The organism is Streptomyces sp. NPDC040622, assembly GCF_055593965.1.
In genome coordinates this window covers 64466-77211 of record NZ_JBVIXD010000006.1, presented here as the reverse complement: position 1 = coordinate 77211, position 12746 = coordinate 64466, and the positions used below count along the sequence as shown (strand labels likewise).

Below are 12746 nucleotides of genomic sequence, written 5' to 3'. Positions count from 1 at the left end.
CGCAGGGGCCAGGATTCACGCCTCTTCCCAAGGAAGCGGCCTGCTGTGCAGTACGTCGAGGCGGGAGACGGCCCGGGTCAGCACCACGTAGAGCCGGTGCAGGCCGCGCGCCTCGGCCTCCGCGACGGCGGCCGGTTCGACGGCGACGACGTGGTCGTACTCCAGGCCCTTGGCGACGGAGGCGGGCAGCACGGTCACGCGGGCGCCCAGTTCGTCGGGGCCCGCCGCATCGATCCCGGCGGCGGCGAGGGCCGCGCCCAGCCGCTCCACGTCACGGTCGGCGGCGATGACCCCGATGGAACCCTCCCGGCCGAGCCCGTCGCGTACCGCGTCGACGGCCGCGGCGACCACGTCGTCCGTCTCCCTGATCCTCAACTCCCCGTCCGCGCGTAGTGACGTGGCGGGCGGTACGGCCACGTCGAGGCGGGCCAGGAGCTGGTTGGCGAGGCCCACGAGGGCGCGCGGCACACGGAAGCCGACGGTCAGCGGGGCCACCGTGGCGTCGGGCTTGCCCAGATGGACGAGGAGCTCGGGCCACCTGCGGGCCGCCCAGGGGGTGGTGGCCTGCGCGAGGTCGCCGAGGACGGTGAGCGAGCCGAAGTCCGCGCGGCGCGCGATGGCCCGGCACTCCATGGGCGAGAGGTCCTGCGCCTCGTCGACGACGATGTGCCCGTACCCGGCGGGCCGCTCCATGAGCCCCTCGATCTCATCCATGAGGACGAGGTCGGCGGCGGTCCACTTCGCGGACTTGTACGAACGCGGGAGCCGGCCCCACCGGATCGCCCGCTGCTCCTCCTCGGTGAGGACGCCGTCGGCCGCGGCAGCCAGCGCGGCCGCGTCGCCGAGCAGTCCCGCGAGCAGTTCGCCGGCCCGGACCCTGGGCCAGGCCGCGTCGACGAAGGCGCTCACCGGACGGGCCCGCCCGATCTTCTGCAGCCAGGTGTTGTTCTGCGGCCCTGCCCGGCGCTCGGCCTGCTCCTGGATGGCACGGACGACCCGGCTCCGCACCCGCTCGCGCCCGACGGCGTACGGCGGTTCCTCGCGCCGCACGTCCTCGATGATCCGCTCCAGGTCGCCGAGCGGCACCCGCCAGCGGTACGAACCGTCCGGCACCGCGACGGGCTCGGCGGGCGGCGCGACGCGGGAGTACAGGGCCCTGCGCAGCACCTCCGCCATCCGGGCGTCGTGCTTGACGACGGCGGCGGCCGGGTCGTCGAGGGCGCGCACGGGGTGCCGCGCGATCTCGTCCTGGACGGTGGACTGGCGCACCCCGGTCTCGCCGAGAGAGGGCAGCACCTCGGCGATGTAGCGCAGGAAGGTGCGGTTGGGCCCGAGGATGAGCAGCCCGGACCGCTGCACGCGCTGGGGGTGGGTGTAGAGGAGGTACGCGGCCCGGTGCAGCCCCACGGCGGTCTTGCCGGTGCCGGGGGCGCCCTGCACGCAGACGGAGGCGGCGAGTTCACCGCGTACGAGGTCGTCCTGCTCGGGCTGGATGGTGGCGGCGATGTCGCGCATGGGGCCCACCCGGGGCCGCTCGATCTCCCCGGCGACGATCCGGCTCCCGTGCCCGCCGGGGCGCCGGCCCGCGCCCGCGCCCACATCCGCGCCCACGGAAGGGTGTTCGGAAAGGTGCTCGTCCTCCATGCCCGTGAGGTCGGCGGAGTCGCCCTTGCTGCCGGGCGCCCAGCCGAACCTGCGGCGGACGGCGACGCCCTGCGGGTCACCCGCACCCGCCTGGTAGAAGGCGCGGGAGACGGGGGCGCGCCAGTCGACGACGAGGGGCGGGGCGGCGGGGTCCTCGGTGATGCGCAGCCGCCCGATGTGGTAGCGCTGCCCGCGGTGATCACCGGCGGCGTCGGCGTCCTCGGCGGCCTCGGAGAAGTCCAGCCTCCCGAAGAACAACGGCGCCTCGGGAAGCTCGCGCATCGCTTTGGCGTGGCTGCGGAACTGGCGGCCGAGCACTTCGGCGTCGGCCCCCGACGCGGAGACGTCCGCCCCCACGACGACCCGCTCCTGGGCACCGTCGACCATGCCGACGAGGGCGGCGCGGCAGGCGTCGTGGTAGCTGCGTTCCAGGGCGAGGGCATCGGGTGTCGTCGTCATGCGCCCCAGAATAATGTAACCGAGTTAAATTCGTAACCAGGTATCGAACGGGTTGTACACTCCCCCCATGAGCGGCGAAAGCACAGACACCCACACCCCCGCCGAGACGGCCGAGGCAGCCGATACGGCCGAGGCAGTCACGACAGGGGGCCTGCGCGCACGCAAGAAGCAGCGCAGATACGAGACGATCTCCGAGACGGCGATCGCCCTCTTCCTTGAGAAGGGCTTCGACAAGGTGTCCGTCGCGCAGGTGGCGGAGGCGGCGGAGATCTCCAAGCCGACCCTGTTCCGCTACTTCGCCTCGAAGGAGGACCTGGTCCTCCACCGCTTCGCCGACCACGAGGACGAGGCGGCACGCACGGTCGCCGCCCGCCCCGCCGGAACCACCGCGCTCGACGCCCTGCACGCCCACTTCCTGGACGGCCTGGAGCGCGACGACCCGATCACCGGCCTGAACGACCACCCCGGCGTCCTGGCCTTCCACCGCCTCCTCTACGGCACCCCGTCCCTGGTGGCCCGCCTCTACGGCTACCAGGACCGCACCGAACAGGCCCTCGCCGCCGCCCTGACGACCGCCCACGGCGGCAACCCGCTCGAAGCGCGCCTGGCCGCAGGACAGATCGTCGCCGTGCAGCGGATCCTCGCCGAGGAGAACTGGCGCCGCGTCGCGGCGGGCGACCCCGTGGCCGAGGTCCGCGCGGACGCGGTGACGGCGGCGAACGGCGCGTACGGCCAACTCCGTTCGGGCCTGAACCGCTACGCCTGAACCCCTGCGCCCACCCCTCACGAGGCCCCGGGCCACCGGCCACCAGGCCACCTGGACCCTGAGCTCAGCCCTCGCGAGCCCGAACTCGAACTCCGCGCCCTCGGCGTCCTCGGCGTCCGCCTCACCGAGCACCCCGGCGGCGAGCAGGCGGCGCAGTGCGGGGAAACGGCCGGGGTCGGCCGAGGTGAGGGTGTCGACCGTGCGCTTCCTGCCCTACCCCAGCAGCGCGTTCGTCCCCACGGACAAGATGCCCGGCTGGCTGCACGCCTTCGCGGACCACCAGCCGGTGACCCCGGTCATCGAATCCCTCAGAGCCCTCCTCCTCGACCAGCCCGCAGGCACCACACCGTGGCTGGCGCTGGCGTGGTGCGCGGGGATCCTCGGGGCCTCGGGGGCCGTGTCGGGGCTGCTGTTCAGGAGGCGCGCGCGCTGACCAGGGGGGTGGCCACGCGCCAGAGGGTGTCGAACAGTTCCTGCCGCTCCGCGACCTTCGTGCGGCCGACGGCACCCGACTCCGCGCCCCAGTGCGTCAGCACCGCCTGGTACCCCTTGAGGTCGAGGACCTGGCGGTTCGGGAGCGTCGGGGAGGGCCCCTGCACCACCTTGTCGTAGATGCCGTCGAACAGCTCATCGCCGTTGATCAGGCAGAACTTCAGCAGCGGGGTGATGCGCAGGACGCGGTACTGGACGTCCAGCTCGGCCCGGCGTTCCTCGCTCAGGACCTGCGCGAGGATCTCCAGTTCACGGGCGTACCGCTGGACCTTGCCGAGCAGATGCGCCCGGTACACCGGATCGTCCACGGCCCGCCCCTGCGCGTCCAGCGTTCCGGGAACCGCCATCGGCGCCGTGAAGTCGGGCACGAGGATGCGGACCCGCACCTCGCGCCGCGTGCCCTCCTCCAGGGCCTCCAGGCTGCGGCTGACCGGATCCTGGATGGTCTCCCCCGTGTAGGCGACGGCGTCGATGCGGACCCGCCTGGCCCTGCGGTATCCCAGCACCCGGTCGAAGTGCTCCCGCAGTTCGACCGTGCGTATCTCGGCGCCGGCCTCGGGGATGAGCCTCCGGTTCAGCCCTCTCACCTCGGTGTAGAGCACGTATCCCACCAGGCTGAGAATCGCGCCGCCCAGATAGGTCTTGCCCTCCAGCGCGTCTCCCACGGGCCGCACGAACTGCGCGACCAGACCGAGGACGAACACACCGATCAGCAGCGCCCTGGTCACGGCGCTCTCCGTCCGGTCCCAGAGGTCCCCGCCCCGCCCGCGGGCGGCACGTCGTCGGCTCACTGTCACCAAGTCCCCCTTGCAGCAGGTGAGTTGCACACCGTCCCGGAAAGGAGACCATCGTGCCCGCACCCGTGCCGGTCAGGAAGAGCGTCAGGAAGAGACCGCCCCCAGGAGAGCCGTCAGCGGATCCAGGGCCGGGACGACGCACTCCGCCCCGCCCGCGCGCAGCCGCCGCGCCCCGGCCTCGTCACGGGCGCGGCCGACGAAGAGCACCTTGGCGTCCCTGGCAGCGGCAAGACCGGCCTCCGTGTCACCGATCATCACCGCGTCGACGGGCTCCGCTCCCAGCGCGCGCAGGGCCCTGCCAAGGGGTCCGGAGTCAGGACCGGCCGGGCCCGGCCCGCCGGACCGACCGTAGACATGCCTCCCGAAGTCGTCGCTGAGGCCGTGCCGGTGGAGGTACACGGCGACGGCCCGGGGCGAGCGGTCGGTGACCGCGGCGAACCGGTAGCCGCGCGCGGCCAGCTCCCGTACGAGCCGATGGGCACCGGGCGCGGGAAGAGCCGTCAGCGCGGCCGCCGCCTCACTCCGCATCAGGAGCGCTTCGAGCTCGTCGACCAGCGCGCTGTCCGGAAACGCGCGGACCACGGCACGCAGGACGACGTGCGGATCGGCGGTCCGCTCCTCGTGCGGTGAAAAGAACCCGTGGACGCCATGCCCGCGGGTGACCTCCCTGAGGTCGTCGGCGACGCGCCCGGCCACTCCGTCCGGGAAGAGCCTGCACAGGGCCCCGTCGAAGTCGAGGAGCACGCAGGCCTCGGCGGGCGACGCCAGCAGACGGCGCGGCGCTTCCAGGTCCGGCGCGTCGAAGTCGGCCACCTCGTCGAAGTCGGCCACGCCACCGACGGGGCCGGCCGGCACCTGTCCCGCCGCGCACCCCTCCTCCCCCAACCCCCGCCCGAACGGCCCCCCGCACCACTCCCGAAGAGCCCGCTCCGTCTGTCCCTCGTCGGGGACCTCGTCCAGCTTCAGGGGTTCGGCGGCGCGGCGCAATGCCCGGCAGACCCGGGCGGCCGCGCCCGCGTAGGCCGCGGCGTCCGGCTCCTCGGGGAGCAGGGTCAGGTCGAGCGCGGCCCGCATGATGTCGGGGAACACGGACTGGGCGTACTCGAAGTCCAGGTAGACGGGCAGGTCGGCGGCCATGGCGACCGTCATCGGGCCGTGGCCCGCCGCGCACATCGCCTCGGCCCACAGCTCCTTCATCCGGGTCTGCTCGTCCTTCTCGTAGTCCATGCGTACGAGATGGGTGGCGAGGTCATGGAGCGGGTCGCCGTACATGGCCAACTCCCAGTCGATGACGGCGAGTTGCCGACGGTCGACGACGACGTTGGCGCGGTGCACGTCGGTATGGAGGAGGCAGAAGGGCCGCGGCGTCAGGGGCGGACGGTCCGGGTCGTCGAGGAAGGCCGCCATCGCGTCGGGGCGGATGCCGACGGCCGCGAAGAGGTCGTCGAAGCGCCAGCGGTTCGGCTCGTGCACCTGGCGCCTGGTGAAGTCGACCAGCCAGTGCAGGAAATCCTCACTGCGCCACGACCGCGGCCAGTCGGCGGGCCTGGCCGGCAGTTCCGCGTCCGGCACGCCGGCCGTCCTGGCGAAGAACTCGGCGAACGAGCGCAGCATGGGCTCCCCGATGGGCCCCTCGGGGAGCAGTTCGGAGAGCGCCTGTCCGGCCCGGTAGGAGTGCAGCGACCAGTCGCCGAAGTCCCGGAAGCAGCGCGGGACTTCCTTGAGGTGGCGGCTGACGACGGCGAGCAGCTCTGTTTCACTCGGCCAGATGCGGGGCACCACTTCCACCGTGTCGCGCGGCATCCGGCACTTGACCCGGGCCCGGAAGGGCATCGTGCGCAGCAACAGCGCCAGCCGCCAGCCGAGCGGCACGACGTAGTTGATGTTGTGGTGACCGGCCACGACGCGGCGTTCCGGGTGGTCCCGGTGCGTGTCGGCGAGGCGTCGGATCCACGACTCGCGGCGACCGCTCTTCGGCGCCTCGTGGGGGGAGCGAGGCGGAGGTGACGGCATGAGCGCAGAGGGTATCCGCTGGACGGAACCGTTCCTGCCAGTTGCCACAATGTGGACATCGGCGCGCCGTTCGCCACCCCAGCCTGCTCCTTTACCGCATCTTGTGCGCGCCTGCGGCGTATACGACTTTCAGAACCGGCTTCAATGACGCCACCAGGTACTTCGCGCCCGCCTCGCGCAGGAGGCGCGCCTTGCGCTCGTTGCGCGCGTACCCCAGGAAGCCCACGCCCGCCGCACGCGCCGCCACGCAGTCCGACGGCGCGTCGCCGATCATCAGGGTGAGCGCCGGATCGGCGCCCATGGCGCTCAGGGCGCGGTTCACGCAGTGCGGGTCGGGCTTGAGCAGGCTCAGGTCCCGGGTGCGGCCGTAGAGGTGCGGGGCGAAGCACTCCAGGATCTCGCGTGCGCGGAGGTAGGCGCTCACCGCGACCGGCGCGTTGTTGGTGGTGATCGCGAGCCGCGCGCCGGTCGCCGACCAGGTGCGGATCAGCGGGTCGACGTACTCGGTGGGCCAGGCGGACCCGACGGCGTTCACCTCCTGCCGGGTGAGCCACTCCTCCAGTTCGTCGACCAGATCGCTGCCGGGGTGGCGACGGTCCACCGCACGCAGTACGACGTACGGGTCGGGCTCCGCCCGCTCCTCGGCGGTGAGCAGGTCGTGCAGGCCCCGCCGCCCCAGCCACTGGACGAGGTCCTTCGCCACCTGTTCCGCCGAGTGGCCCGCGAAGAGGCGACAGATGGGCCCGTCGAAGTCGAAAAGCACAAAACGAACGGGATCGATCAGATTTCGGAGCATTTCAATCTCGTCATTGCCCGTCTCGGACCAGGTCGCGTCAGATTGCGTCGAGTCAGGAGTCACCTAAGAGAGTGTCAGGTCCGTGGTGATGGTTGCCCAGAGTGCGTCGAACCACTTCTTCGACTCCTCCACGAACGTGGTGTCGCGCGAGGCCGTCCCGCCCTTCCGGAAGGAGAAGAGCGTGGCCTGGATGCCCCCGACGTCGTAGAGATCCACCACTTCGCCCTCGGTGTCGCCCTCGGTATCACCTTCCAGTTCGACCTGGTCCTCGCCGAGCGTGTAGTACGCGAGCAGCGCCTCGCTCCCGTTCAGCAGGTAGAGCTTGACCGGTGTGGTGAACGGCAGCGCGCGGAACTGCACGTCGACATCGATGCCGTGCGAGGAGCGCAGGGCACGGAGGTTGTGCCGGAGCACCTGCCCCTGCGCGTTGCGCTGCTTGAGCCAGCGGTCGTGGAGCCGCCGCCGCCCCTCCTCGTCGGGCGCGACCGGCACCGGAAACGCCAACTCGATGTCGCTGCTCGGCAGCAGAATGCGCACCGTGATCGATTCCGGCCGGATCTGCCCGAGATGGATCAGCCGCACCGGCTCGCCCAGCGCGATCATCAGCGTCTCCGCGGTGTACGACACCACGTCGATCGTCACGTGCGGACGCGAGAACGCCTCCGTCAACCGCGGCGCCAACGCCACCATCGACGGCTGCGGACCCTCGCTCACCGCGACGGCGGGTGCCGCCTCCGCGACCCGGGGCGGGCTGCCCTTGCTCACGTTGGACAGGAGCCCCTCGCTCTGGAGTTTCTTCATCGCCTGGCGTACGGCACCGCGTTCGACGCCGAACTCCTCGGCCAGCTCGGCCTGGGTCGGCAGGCGTTCTCCCGCTTTGAGCTCGCCCGCCCGGATGCGGCCACGGAGGGTGTCGGCGATGTCCTGGGGTGAGAGTTTTCTGCTGCCGTTCACTGCCACGTTCTCCTGGGTCACGACCAGACGATACAACTGACCGCCATCTCGGGGCAGTTGATGGGAAGTTGTTTATCTAGTCGGACCAAGTGGGGACAACCAAAGCAGAGTTGGTTGCCAACTGGCTCAAGATGGCAGAAGGAGGAACCACCATGCCCGCCATAGCCCTCCTCGCAGCCGTGGTCGCCGTCAGTATCGAGCAGCTCGTGCAGTGGAAGTACGGACCGATGGGCATCGTCGGCCTCCTTCTGCTGACCGTAGGTGTCAAGGCGAAGAACCCCACGTGCAGTTCCATCGGCGCCGTCGTCCTCGCCCTCATGGTGACGGGTCCGGCCGCCTGACCACCGAGCGGCGGCCGGCCGGGGACCGGAAACGACCCCCTGGGCCCTGTCTTCGTACGGAGGACAGGGCCTAGCCCGCCGCCAGCTCCAGGTCCTGGCTGATCGTGTTCCACAGCGCGTTGAACCACAGGTGGGACTGCTCCACGAACGTCGTGTCCCGCAGCCCGTCCCCCTGCTGGAACGGGAAGAGCATCGACTGCGTGCCCTGTGCGTCGTACATCTCCAGGGACTCCTGCCCGATCTCCTCGTCACGCTTGGTCAGCGTGTAGTACGCGAAGAGCGCCTCCGAGCCGTTGATCAGGTACAGCTTCACCGGCGGTGTGAACGGCAGCGCGCGGAACTGCACGGAGACGTCGATGCCGTGCGAGGCCCGCAGCGCGAGGAGGTTGTGGCGCAGCACCTGCCCCTGCGCGTTGCGCTGGTCGAGCCAGCGCCGGTGGACCTGGCCCCCCTCGTCGTCCCCGCCGTCGACGGGCGCGGGGAACGCGAGGTCGATGTCGCGGCTCGGCAGCAGCACCCGGACGTCGACCTTGGCCGGATTCCGCCGCCCCGCGTGGATCTGCCGCAGCGGTTCGCCGATGGCCATGGTGAGGGAGATGGACGTAAGACAGAGCGCGTCTATCTCTACGTGCGGGGCCTCGAAGGCGGCGGCGATGCGTGGGGCCAGACCGACCATCGTGGGCTGGGGGCGCACCGACCCCGGACCCGACAGCGCGTGCTCCGCGGCCTCGGCGACGGTGGCCGGGCTGCCCTTGGACACGTTGGACAGCAGATGCTCCCGGTGCAGGATGCGCAGCGCTTCACGCACCGCACCTCGCTCCACACCGAACTCGTCGGCCAGCTCGGCCTGCGTGGGCATGCGCTGCCCCGGCCGCAGCGAGCCGGACCTGATCCGGTCGCGCAGCACGTCGGCAACGTCGCGGTGTGACCGCTGCGGCCGCTTGCGACCGTTGAGCGCGGCATGGTCGGTGCTCACAACCAAACAGTACAACTTCGCGCCATCTTAGGGGAGTTGCAGGAAAGGTGGTTATGAGTCGACTCACCGCGGAGATAACTCAGTTGAAGTTGGTAGCCAACTTCGGCGACATGGTCAGACCCTCCCGGGGTTGGCCACCAGCCGTCGGCCGCCACCACGAAGTCCCGCTCCGTGGCAGCCAGTTGGCCACCGACCGAACGGGGTCCGCCGCCCCGATCCCGAAGGAGGGACCGTCATGCCGCTCATCGCCCTCGTCGTCGCCGTCCTCGCCATCGGTTTCGAGCAGCTCGTCCAGTGGAAGTACGGACCGCTCGGCATCGTCGCCTTCGTCCTGCTGACCGTGGGCATCAAGGCCAAGAACGTCAAGCTCAGCGGTGTCGGAGCCGGACTGCTCGTCCTGCTCCTCGCCCAGTCGGGCTGACAGGCCCGGCCGCCAGGCCCGGCTGACCGGGCTCCCATCCGGAGGGGAGCCGGGAGTCCGGTCAGCCGTTGCAAACAGAGCCCCGGCTCCCGGCTACGGGGGAGCCGGGGCTCGCCCTGCGCGACCCCGTCAGCGCCCCGCCCGTCCGGCCCGCCCCGCTCACGTCAGCAGGTCGTCGACCTGCGCCTCGCCCGCCCGGTAGCGGCGGGCGATCTCCGCGCTGCAGTCGTCCGTGGTGCGCTGCAGCAGGTGGCGGCGGCGCGAGACCTGCTGTTCGTGGCGGACGAGGCGGCCCATGGCCGTGTGCAGCTCGTCGTCCGTCCGCGCCGCCAGGTCCGAGAGCTCGACCTCGGCCAGCATCTCCGTGGCGAGGATGCGGTACTCCTCGCCGAGCGGGGTGCCGAGCGTGACGTGCCGGGCCGAGGAGCGGTGGCGGGCCGGGGCGTCCGTGAGGATCTCCGAGAGCCGCGACACGACCGTCGCGTCCGGCGCCGGCGCCGCCGCGTGCGGCTCCCTGCGGCGCGCGATCTCGGCCCGCAGGATGTCGATGCGCCCCTGCAGCAGCCGGCGCAGATAGCTGAGGTCGGCCTCGTCCTGCTGCGCCGCCCTGCGCAGCTCACGGAGCTCGGGCAGCCGCAGCGCGCCCAGATCGTGCTCGGGCACGTCGGGCAGCAGCCGGCCGCCGGTGCGCTGCGCGGGCGGCCGTGACACCTGCGTGCGCCGCAGCGAGATACGGCCGGGCGACTGCCCCGTACTTGGTGTGCTCATCTGCCCTACCCGTCCCCTCGACCGGCCGACGCGGCTGCACCGCGTGTGAGCATGGTGCCACCCCGAGTGGCCGCTATGTGAACGAGTGCCCTAAATCGGCCCCGGATGGGGGGATCGGGGGCAGCTCCCGGGCGCCGTGCGCGGCACGGCATGATGGCCGTATGCGAGCAGTGGTGCAGAGGGTCGACGGCGCGAGCGTCGTCGTCGAGGGCGAGGACGGCCCGGAGACCGTGGGCGAGATCGACGGCGAGGGCCTGTGCGTCCTGGTGGGCGTCACGCACGACGACACCAAGGAGAAGGCGGCCCAACTGGCCCGCAAGCTCTGGTCCTTGCGCATGCTGGCCGACGAGAGATCGTGCAGCGACATCGACGCGCCGCTCCTGGTCATCAGCCAGTTCACGCTCTACGGCGACGCCCGCAAGGGCCGCCGCCCCACGTGGAACGCGGCGGCCCCCGGCGACGTGGCCGAGCCCCTGGTCGACGAGGTGGTCTCACAGCTCCGCGCCCTCGGGGCGACGGTGGCGACGGGCCGCTTCGGTGCGCAGATGCGGGTGGGCCTGACGAACGACGGCCCGTTCACCGTGCTGTTGGAGATGTGAGGACGCCCGGGTCCGGTCCCCGCCCTGAGCGCCCCGGGGCGGGTCCGTCAATCGGGTCGTCCGGTCAGCGGTCTGCCCAGTGCGGCACCCACACGTCGTGCGGGGTTCGCGGGCCTGCGGTGCGCAGATGGTCGCGCAGCGCGGTCAGCGCGGGGTGCTGGTCCCCGCTGCGGAACAGCAGCACGTGCGGGTAGACCGGGGTCGGGTCGTGCAACGGGATGCGCCGTAGATCGTGGGTCTGGGGCCACAGGTACCGGTCCCCGCTGCCGACGAGGGTGGCCAGCGAGGCCGAGTCGGCCAGCGCGTCCATCAGGGCCTCGTCACCGAAGTCGGGGCCGAGCGCGTCGATGCTCAGGCCGAAGGCCTCGGACAGCGCCTGGTAGAACGCCGCCCACTCCGTGCCCGGTCTGATCCCGGGGATCCAGATGCGGTGACCGGCCAGGTCCGCGGGACGGACCCAGGGCGCGTCAGCCAGCGGGTGGCCGGGTCCGACCAGGAGCTCCAGGGGTGCGTCCAGCAGTCGTTCGGTGCTGATCCCGGCCGGGACCTGGTCGGGATGCACGGCACGGAAGGACGCGTCGACGGTCCCTTCGAGCACCGCCCGGGCGGCCTGGGCGGCGTTCTCCGTGCTCAGAGTGACCGCGTCCAGGTCCGTCCCGGGGTGGGAGCGGTAGAACCGGTAGACGGCCTGGGCCGGGGAGATGCGCCGGTTGAGGACATCGACGCGCAAGGGACGGCTTCCGGGGCGCACGGCCTGCTCGGCCTGCTCGACGGCCGCCAGGACCTTCTTGGCGTGCGGCAGGAAGACCTGCCCGTCCAGGCTCGGCCGGGAGCCTCGGGAGGTCCGCACCAGGAGCGTGACCTCGATGTGCCGCTCCAGGGCCGCGATCCGCTTGGAGGCCGCCTGCTGGCTGATCCCCAGCTCGTCGGCGGCGGCCTGGAACTGGCCGGTCTCGGCAACGGCCACGAACGTCCGGAGCCCTTCAACATCCACGCTTCCACCGTACTTCCACAGCCAATGGTTGTGTCCGGTGTGGTGCGGGGTTGTTTGATCGAGTGTTCTGCGCGGTGGTGGGATCAGCGCATGTCCACCCGCACAGAGCAGGTCATGTACGTCCGGACGCCTGAGTTCACGCGTCATGCGGAGCGGATCGTGGAGGTGACCGATGCGACGTCCCGGCTGAACGTGCTTCCGTTCAGCGACAGCGAAGGTCGTGCGGAACTACTTTCCGTTGTGTTCGGTGGCCCGCTGTCGGAGTCGGTGGTGATCTACCCGCCGTTCGTCACCGAGCACGGACTCAACACGACGTTCGGGGAGAACGTCTTCGTCAACCAGGGGTGCACCTTCATGGACAAGGGAGGCATCCGTATCGGGAACGGCGTCATGATCGCACCGAAGGTCAGCCTCGTCACCGGAGGCCATCCACTCCCCCTGGCCGAGCGCCGTGAGTACCTCTCCTTCGCCACGATCGCCATCGAGGACGACGTCTGGATCGGGACGGCTGCCGTGATCACGCAAGGGGTGACCATCGGTGCCGGTGCGGTGGTCGCCGCCGGTGCGGTGGTCACCCGTGATGTTCCTGCCGGCACCGTGGCCGCGGGAGTGCCCGCCCGGGTGATCAAGACGATCGACTGAGCCGGGGCGGGCTGCCGGCCCGGGTGCGCAGCACCTCTGCGGTGTGGTCCTGATGCCTCGTCACGCCGGTCCGACCGACCGGCA

13 protein-coding genes and 1 pseudogene are annotated in these 12746 nt (G+C 71.3%); 6 read left to right on the top strand and 8 right to left on the bottom strand.

The window, feature by feature from the left end; translation table 11 throughout:
* Nucleotides 1-15: 15 nt before the first annotated feature.
* Nucleotides 16-2103 (bottom strand): HelD family protein, encoded by a 2088-nt coding sequence (locus tag ACZ592_RS18085; RefSeq protein WP_471582551.1) that lies wholly within the window; start codon nt 2101-2103, stop codon nt 16-18.
* Between the two features lie 67 nt (nt 2104-2170).
* On the opposite strand from ACZ592_RS18085, the gene ACZ592_RS18080 reads away from it, so the two are divergent.
* Together ACZ592_RS18080 and ACZ592_RS18075 are read left to right on the top strand one after the other, a co-directional pair.
* A complete protein-coding gene (locus ACZ592_RS18080; RefSeq protein WP_471582550.1) occupies nt 2171-2869 on the top strand; it encodes a TetR/AcrR family transcriptional regulator in 699 nt (232 codons plus the stop codon).
* A gap of 205 nt (nt 2870-3074) precedes the next feature.
* A pseudogene (locus ACZ592_RS18075) lies at nt 3075-3302 on the top strand (ABC transporter permease); the annotation flags it as partial.
* Here the strand turns inward: ACZ592_RS18075 and ACZ592_RS18070 are convergent.
* The 4 genes from ACZ592_RS18070 to ACZ592_RS18055 form a co-directional block, all read right to left on the bottom strand.
* Complete coding sequence (locus ACZ592_RS18070) at nt 3283-4089, bottom strand: hypothetical protein (RefSeq protein WP_471582549.1); 807 nt, start codon at nt 4087-4089, stop codon at nt 3283-3285. The pseudogene ACZ592_RS18075 and the gene ACZ592_RS18070 overlap by 20 nt on opposite strands.
* Before the next feature lie 153 nt (nt 4090-4242).
* Entirely contained in the window at nt 4243-6171 is a 1929-nt protein-coding gene (locus tag ACZ592_RS18065) for a phosphotransferase (protein WP_471582548.1), read from the bottom strand.
* A 91-nt stretch (nt 6172-6262) separates the two neighbouring features.
* A complete protein-coding gene (locus ACZ592_RS18060; RefSeq protein ID WP_471582547.1) occupies nt 6263-6967 on the bottom strand; it encodes an HAD family hydrolase in 705 nt (234 codons plus the stop codon).
* Between the two features lie 63 nt (nt 6968-7030).
* Nucleotides 7031-7948 (bottom strand): winged helix-turn-helix domain-containing protein, encoded by a 918-nt coding sequence (locus ACZ592_RS18055; protein WP_471582996.1) that lies wholly within the window; start codon nt 7946-7948, stop codon nt 7031-7033.
* Between the two features lie 125 nt (nt 7949-8073).
* Between ACZ592_RS18055 and ACZ592_RS18050 the strand changes: the two genes are divergently transcribed.
* Nucleotides 8074-8262 (top strand): hypothetical protein, encoded by a 189-nt coding sequence (locus tag ACZ592_RS18050; protein ID WP_471582546.1) that lies wholly within the window; start codon nt 8074-8076, stop codon nt 8260-8262.
* Nucleotides 8263-8332: 70 nt separating this feature from the next.
* Here ACZ592_RS18050 and ACZ592_RS18045 read toward each other — a convergent pair whose 3' ends face one another.
* Complete coding sequence (locus tag ACZ592_RS18045; protein ID WP_471582545.1) at nt 8333-9238, bottom strand: FadR/GntR family transcriptional regulator; 906 nt, start codon at nt 9236-9238, stop codon at nt 8333-8335.
* A gap of 235 nt (nt 9239-9473) precedes the next feature.
* On the opposite strand from ACZ592_RS18045, the gene ACZ592_RS18040 reads away from it, so the two are divergent.
* Nucleotides 9474-9659 carry a hypothetical protein gene (locus ACZ592_RS18040; RefSeq protein ID WP_471582544.1) on the top strand — a complete coding sequence of 62 codons (186 nt, stop codon included), beginning with the start codon at nt 9474-9476 and terminating at the stop codon, nt 9657-9659.
* Between the two features lie 159 nt (nt 9660-9818).
* On the opposite strand, the gene ACZ592_RS18035 is transcribed toward ACZ592_RS18040, so the two are convergent.
* Nucleotides 9819-10427 carry an RsiG family protein gene (locus ACZ592_RS18035; RefSeq protein ID WP_471582543.1) on the bottom strand — a complete coding sequence of 203 codons (609 nt, stop codon included), beginning with the start codon at nt 10425-10427 and terminating at the stop codon, nt 9819-9821.
* 161 nt (nt 10428-10588) lie between these two features.
* On the opposite strand from ACZ592_RS18035, the gene dtd reads away from it, so the two are divergent.
* Entirely contained in the window at nt 10589-11026 is a 438-nt protein-coding gene (gene dtd / locus ACZ592_RS18030) for a D-aminoacyl-tRNA deacylase (RefSeq protein ID WP_471582542.1), read from the top strand.
* Between the two features lie 64 nt (nt 11027-11090).
* Here dtd and ACZ592_RS18025 read toward each other — a convergent pair whose 3' ends face one another.
* A complete protein-coding gene (locus ACZ592_RS18025) occupies nt 11091-12020 on the bottom strand; it encodes a LysR family transcriptional regulator (RefSeq protein ID WP_471582541.1) in 930 nt (309 codons plus the stop codon).
* Between the two features lie 114 nt (nt 12021-12134).
* On the opposite strand from ACZ592_RS18025, the gene ACZ592_RS18020 reads away from it, so the two are divergent.
* The gene (locus ACZ592_RS18020; RefSeq protein ID WP_471582995.1) at nt 12135-12662 is read left to right on the top strand and encodes a DapH/DapD/GlmU-related protein; all 528 of its coding nucleotides are present in this window, start codon (nt 12135-12137) and stop codon (nt 12660-12662) included.
* Nucleotides 12663-12746: the final 84 nt, after the last annotated feature.